Source organism: Neobacillus niacini (assembly GCF_000759675.1).
Lineage (GTDB): Bacteria > Bacillota > Bacilli > Bacillales > Cytobacillaceae > Neobacillus > Neobacillus niacini_A.
The window spans coordinates 1-6,707 of sequence record NZ_BAWM01000086.1; the positions used below are offsets into that span (position 1 = coordinate 1).

The following is a 6,707-nucleotide window of genomic DNA, read 5'->3' on the forward strand; positions in this document are numbered from 1 at the left end:
GTGCATTAATAGTGCAAGCACGGTTCTGGGAGGGGGTGGAGTACAATCTACCGTAAGGTAGAAAGGCTCCATTCTACTCGACTAACTTTATAAGTTGTAAGCATTATTTGTCTCTTTTCGACAGAAGTTCCAGATGATAAATTTCACTTATAGATATTGGAGTTGAAGATAAATGATATATTATAATGATGAAAATATACTTTTTCGAGCAATGATTAAGAGTGATAGACAAGACTTTGTTAATGCATTTGCTGAACAGAATTGGCATAAACCATTTGAGTTATTTAATGAATATTATAATCAGCAAGAAAATGGTGAGAAATCAGTCATTGTAGCTGAAATAAATAGTGAAGTTGCTGGATATGTTATATTACTTCCTTTTACTACAATTGGTCCTTATGCCTATAAAAACATACCTGAAATAGTTGATTTAAATGTACTTATTAAATTCCAAAAGATGGGTATCGGCAACAAAATGATGGATGTATTAGAGGGGCTAGCTAAAGAGAAAAGCAATTCTATTTCATTATCAGTAGGATTGCATTATGGATACGGTTCTGCTCAAAGAATGTACGTGAAAAGAGGATACATTCCAGACGGAACTGGAGCTTGGTATAGAGGGAAGCAATTAGAACAATATGCAGAATGTGCAAATGATGATGATTTGACACTCTACTTTTTAAAACGTTTAGATACCATCAATAATCCTTGAAAAGTCAAAAAATAAAAATAAAAGCGTAAATGAATTAACGGGTGCAAGAGTTCAAGATCAAGCTGCCATTTCGGCGGCTTTTCTTATTAGACTAACTGGGCAGTTTAGTTGAACAATTATTGACTGTTTAAATGATATTTTGAATTTAAAATGGAATCACTCTAGAAAATAGGGGTGATTTTTTATAAGGTCAATTGGATTTTTATGTTAATATTAGAAAAAACATACAATAAAATAAAAGGGGGAAGAAATGTGAAAGTAAAAACGTTCTTTGTAGCATTTTTGCTATGTCTATTTGTTATAAGTGGTTGTGAATCATCAAAGGTTCAAAAAGTTCAAAATTCAACTAATATCACTTTGCCTAAAGATATTCCGAGCTTTGTAAAGGAGAAAGATTTTGAGAAGGTAGATTGGGATAGAATGGCTACCGAATTTGACACAGGCGAAAGAAATGATATGTTTGGCAACAAAAATAAAATTGGAATAATTGGACCAGAATTAAAGCCTAAAGAAATAGATAAGTGGTTGTGGCATTTTTGGGGAATTAATAAAGGTGAATTTACTGTCGTGGGTTATAACAATAATACTTCAAAGATAAGTCCCATTTTAAGTGATGGGGTTTGGTCAAGGAATGGTATCGGTGGTGGTAAAGTTAACGGAGCAGATGCGAGTATACCTTCGAATGTCGTCCTACCAGAGGCTGGGAAATGGGCACTATTGGTTTATATTGACGGTAAGTTATTTGATACATTAGTTATGGATATTAAAGGTAAATAAGATTTGGCTTGGAGAGACTTCTCTAAGCCTGTTTTTGATATGAATTAAATTTCTATTTAATTAGCAATCGGTTTGTGAAGAATTGTACTTAAACAAACGGGTGCCAGAGTTAAAGATTGGAGCTGCCATTTTGGTGGCTTTTCTTATTGAGCTAACGAAGCAGGAGTTGAATAGGGATTGAAACTACAAAGTAGCCATTTACAATTCATTCCCCATTCGTTTTGGAGGAATTTTTGAATAGTAAAACGAACTTTATAAAATAGGCTTTTTCTTTTTAGTGTAAAAGGAGGAATTGTGATGGAAGTTATTATTCGTGCTGTGCAGATAAATGATGCGAAAGCAATTCATCGTATCTGTACTCAGGATGCTGTTTTACAGTATATGGTTTTTCTTCCCAGTATGAGATTGGATGCTATGGAAAATAGACTGAGCAACTTGGGAAATAATCAATTTGAATTTGTTGCGGAGTTCAATGGTAACGTTGTTGGATTTGTAGGTCTAACTCAGGGACAAGGTCGGAGGTCGCACTCTGGAGATATATTTATTGGCGTAGACAGCCAATATCATAAAAAAGGAATTGGGAAAGCGTTACTTACGAAAATACTTGATTTAGCAGACAACTGGCTAATGCTTGAAAGAGTTGAGCTTGGCGTTCTTGTAACAAATCCTGGAGCACAAGCACTGTATGAAAAGTTTGGGTTTACAATAGAAGGAAAAAAGAAAGGTAGCTTAAAAGCACAGGGGAGATTTATTGATGAAATAATGATGAGTCGACTTCGACCAAATGGTCTTCTCTTGAACACTTCACCATTATAAGAAAGAATTACTCTTTAAAACTACTATCGAGTAGATTGTGAAAAAATGTACCTAAAGTAACGGGTGCTTTAGTTTCACAACAAATGGGCTGTTTCGGCAGTCCTTTTTCATTATTGTTATTTAACTAACGAAGCAGTTTAGTTGCAGAAGAAATGCTTTATTTTATTGAATAAATAGAGGTTTTTTTATAATAAATATCGAAAACATTCATAGTTAATTTGAATGTAGTATGACAAAGTAATCCGTAAGTATCATGGAGGAAGAGATGAAGAAAGTAATAAACATGATTAATCCAAGTTCGGAAGTGGCTGGCGTGTCGTTAGTTGAATTGAAAAAAACAGAAAAAGCACTTGGTGCTATTTTTCCAGATGAATACAAGGAACTTTTTTTAGAAACGAATGGAGCAAAATTTGGCGATTGGACTTTGTTCCCTATTCAAACTAATGAACAAACTGCATTAACAATTGATATAGTAAAACAAAATCAGAACAGACCCAAAAATCTACCGAGTGATATGGTTTGTATTGGTGAAAAAATGAGTGGTGACAAACTTTGCTATCGAATTAGGAAAAGATTTATGCAGGAACTAATTTATACTTGGAATGACAAAACTGGGTTAGGCAAATATGCGTCTTTATCATTAAGTGAATTTATTGATCGGCATGTGCCGAAAGTGAATACTAATAAGCCTAATAAACTTGGCACTTTTATGGTTGAAAGTGGAAAGCTAATTGTTACTGACCCGTACTATAAAGTGGATGAAGAAGCTGAGTTGCAAATCGTACTTTTAAATGTGAAAAATGGTAATTGGACAGCTTCCATTTCTTATACTCCTGATGAAGTTGTTAAAAACTTATTTGTATTTTATGGGGAAAAGAAACCAAGTGGGAAATGGCATGTTTGCGATAAACAGATTGGAGTTGACTCTGCACAAGCAGGAATTTTTGATTTTAAAACATTTGGTAGAAACGAAGCCATCCAATTTGATGAGGTAGTTGCTTCAGATGCACAGGGGGGAGTTGTCTCAGATGGTATGGTTTCAATGTCTGGTTATGGTGACGGAATGTACGAGGTGAAAGTAAAATATAACATTTCAAAAAAGGTTGTTGGAGTGATGATTGACTTTGTAGATGAGGAATAATGCTATTCACCAACGAGCAGTAAAATACACCTTTGTTTATTCAGCTAACGGGTGCGTTAGTTGAAGTTCATGAGCTGCATATATGTAGTTTTTTTAATAGAGTAACTAGTTGTTTTGGTGAAGAAGGAATGTCAATTTTATCAACTAAAAGTCAAAAACTAATAGGGTGTTAACAATGAATAAAAATCGGTTGGAAGCATTTAGTGACGGGGTACTTGCTATTATTATAACAATTATGGTCCTGGAAATTAAGATACCTCACAGCTCTAACATACAAGATTTATTACAAATTTTCCCAACTTTCATTAGTTATTTAATTAGTTTCATTTATGTAGGAATATACTGGAACAATCATCATCATTTGATACACACTTTGCATAAGGTAACAGGACCAGTTATGTGGGCAAATCTGCATTTACTTTTCTGGTTGTCTTTAATTCCTTTTGCTTCAGGTTGGATAGGAGAAAACCATTATAAGCCTTATCCTACAATGCTTTATGGTGTAATGCTTTTAATGGCCGCAGTGGCTTACTTTATATTACAAGGTATAATAATCAAAGTAGAGGGGAAAAGCTCTAAGCTAAAACAGGCTGTAGGTAATGACTGGAAAGGAAAAGTTTCAGTAGTTTGTTATTTTTTTGCAGTTTGCACGTCTTTGAAATGGCCTTGGATCGCTCAAATAATTTATGTAATTGTTGCAATTATGTGGTTATTACCAGATCGCCGAATAGAGAAATTTATGCAAAGCCAGTAACCTATAAGGAAAGGTTCGTTCTTTAAACGGACTTTTGGGCAACATCAAATGGGTATGAATTACAATTAACCATACTTCTAGGACAATTAGTGAATTTTGGAGAAATTAAAATTATTGAAGATCCTCAATTAAATAAAGATTTTAGCCCATTTTATAGAGTATTGACTACAGTGAAACTGAACGAATCACTTTAAAAAAAATGAAAATGAATTGAACAGTGCAGAATTAAATCACATAGCTTGTTGGAAACCCGTTAGAGTGGGAGATGTCATTTTTAATCACTTGGATTAAATCTAAAATACATATAAATAACCATTTCCTTATTGAACTCCCATGAAAATAAAAACTGAAAAAGGGCATACAAAAATAGACCCAGAAAAACCAGTTTTAAAAAAAGGCTGAGCCTCTAGAAGGATCGAATATGGGATTGGCTGGTAAATCGAATGGTAATGCCTTTCTACTTATAATAAGAAAAAATAAAGCTAGCGCAACAAACAGAAAAAGGATTAATCTCCCATGAGTGCTACCCCTAAATGGCGCGACAGTCGGTGGTACACCGTGGTCGTTGGAGTCAGACTAACGGATGGGCTCAAAGGCACCATAGTTCAAAGACCTTCTTCGCCAGCATTAAAACAGTATAGACTCCCTGATCCATTTTCATTCTCTGTGGTGCAGCGCTTGTTTATTGCGCTGCATGGACGGCTAACGGGTGCTTTAACACAATAAGGAATACAATTAAAGAGCCTAAAATATGTAAGTTTTTATGCACTATTTGCGTATTTTTGCTCTGTTTACATTCAAAAAAGATGCTGCCGTTTATAGCATTTTTTAATTGCCAAATACAAGACTGCTCCAATTAGACGGGTAATAATTCTTTTAATTCGAGTTTCGTTAAAACCAAAAAAAATATTACATAAGCTGCACAATCCCGACAGAGCAATAATCCATCGAAGTAATATTTTGTTTATTAGTTACACTCCTTTATATGCTTTAATTTCATTAAAGACATCACTATTAATAACATTAATACATTCTTTTTTTAGTTTAACACCTGTAGAGAGAATTTACTTATTACACAATAAAGTTCATCGAAAAGAAGAGTTAATCCGTCTTGGAACAACGCACCCCGTTTAAGTAGATTTATTCACAAATTTGTTCTTTTTCCACTCATTTATTACAGGAATGCTGCCCCGATTGTTACCTAAAAAAAGGCTTCCTATAATTTAAGGAAAGCAGCCGTTAGCATATTCACATCTTATCTCCAAACAATTCACTTTTTTAAATTTTTGTATGATTATCTTTATAATTCTTTCTTACATTTTACAATTATAAATTTTATTGGTGGTTTATTTTTCATGTTCTTACTTGGCTCGTCAATTTCTGAAAACTCTACCAGTCCATATTTTCCAAATTCTTGTTTTATGGAGTCAGAATCATAAAAAAACATTTTTACGCCTTCCATTATCTCGAAATAGTCTTTATCCAATTGTTTGCCCTTACCAAACATTGGGGCTTTTTTTGAAACAGTTGTAAAAATCATATATCCATTTGGCTTTAACTGATTATAGCAATCTTTAATAAACTTCTCTCGCGCGCGGCTATTCAATAAGTGAATAAGTGCATAGCAAAATATACCGTCATAGAGTTTATTATCAAAAGGCATGTCAGCTACTGAACCATTAAAAATACTAATATCAAGCCCATTTTGTCTCGCCAAATCAATCGCTGTTTTTGAAATCTCAATACCTGTAACATTTATTCCATTGTCAATAAAAACCTTTGCATTTCTACCATATCCAATACCTGGTACCAGTATATCCTTAACATTCCTTTCAAGGAAAAAGTCCTTTGTTAAGATTGCTGAGTCTGTAGGTTCAAATCCCCACATCGTTTGTTTTTCTATAAAACTTGATTCCCAGAATTCCATTATTTCTCTATCTCCTTTATGTTTTATTTTAATGGGGCTTCTATGTTGTTTGACGCTAATGTTTATTTTAATTAAAGACATAATGACTTTTTAAAACTATAATTGGTATTCATCTTGTTGTAAACTTTTAAACTTCCTTTTGGTTTAACAATTATAAATTTAGTGAAAATTTATTCTTCAACCTGCTTCGTTAGCTCAAAAAGAAAAGCCGTCAAAAATGGCACCTGGTCCATTCTTGCCTCCCTTTAGTTAAACAGATTAGTCTTGTTTTTCAACTTCGTCCAAGTATTCCATAAACTTGTCGTGTAACTCAATATTTCCTTTTAAAGATTGATTTACTTTAAGTGAATTGATTCAAAATCTTACTGTAAATTTACCTGAAAAAGCTGAATTAACTTAATAAAAATAAAAGGACTCCCTTTTGGGGAATCCAATGCATTCAGTACCTCTTTTTGGTTAAAGGCTAATCTTCTTGGTTCGCAACACTGTCATTAGTCTCATCGGCACCTTCGCCGACCTTGTTACCCATGGCTCCTCCTGCAACAGCTCCTGCAACGGTACCAACTGGACCAAGAACAGA

General features: G+C 33.8%; 6 protein-coding genes. 5 read left to right on the forward strand and 1 reads right to left on the reverse strand.

The window, feature by feature from the left end; translation table 11 throughout:
- Positions 1-172: 172 nt before the first annotated feature.
- The 5 genes from TR08_RS20370 to TR08_RS20390 all read left to right on the forward strand — a co-directional run bounded on the left by TR08_RS20370 (position 173) and on the right by TR08_RS20390 (position 4,200).
- The gene (locus TR08_RS20370) at positions 173-712 is read left to right on the forward strand and encodes a GNAT family N-acetyltransferase (RefSeq protein ID WP_045521431.1); all 540 of its coding nucleotides are present in this window, start codon (positions 173-175) and stop codon (positions 710-712) included.
- 252 nt (positions 713-964) lie between these two features.
- On the forward strand, positions 965-1,489 hold the full coding sequence (locus TR08_RS20375; RefSeq protein ID WP_052427548.1) for a hypothetical protein: 525 nt from the start codon (positions 965-967) through the stop codon (positions 1,487-1,489).
- A 297-nt stretch (positions 1,490-1,786) separates the two neighbouring features.
- Positions 1,787-2,305 (forward strand): GNAT family N-acetyltransferase, encoded by a 519-nt coding sequence (locus TR08_RS20380; RefSeq protein ID WP_045521433.1) that lies wholly within the window; start codon positions 1,787-1,789, stop codon positions 2,303-2,305.
- A gap of 265 nt (positions 2,306-2,570) precedes the next feature.
- Positions 2,571-3,446 carry an SMI1/KNR4 family protein gene (locus tag TR08_RS20385; protein WP_045521434.1) on the forward strand — a complete coding sequence of 292 codons (876 nt, stop codon included), beginning with the start codon at positions 2,571-2,573 and terminating at the stop codon, positions 3,444-3,446.
- Positions 3,447-3,621: 175 nt separating this feature from the next.
- On the forward strand, positions 3,622-4,200 hold the full coding sequence (locus TR08_RS20390) for a TMEM175 family protein (protein ID WP_045521436.1): 579 nt from the start codon (positions 3,622-3,624) through the stop codon (positions 4,198-4,200).
- Positions 4,201-5,500: 1,300 nt separating this feature from the next.
- On the opposite strand, the gene TR08_RS20400 is transcribed toward TR08_RS20390, so the two are convergent.
- Positions 5,501-6,127, reverse strand: coding sequence for a class I SAM-dependent methyltransferase (locus TR08_RS20400; protein ID WP_045521440.1), 627 nt, complete (start codon positions 6,125-6,127; stop codon positions 5,501-5,503).
- Positions 6,128-6,707: the final 580 nt, after the last annotated feature.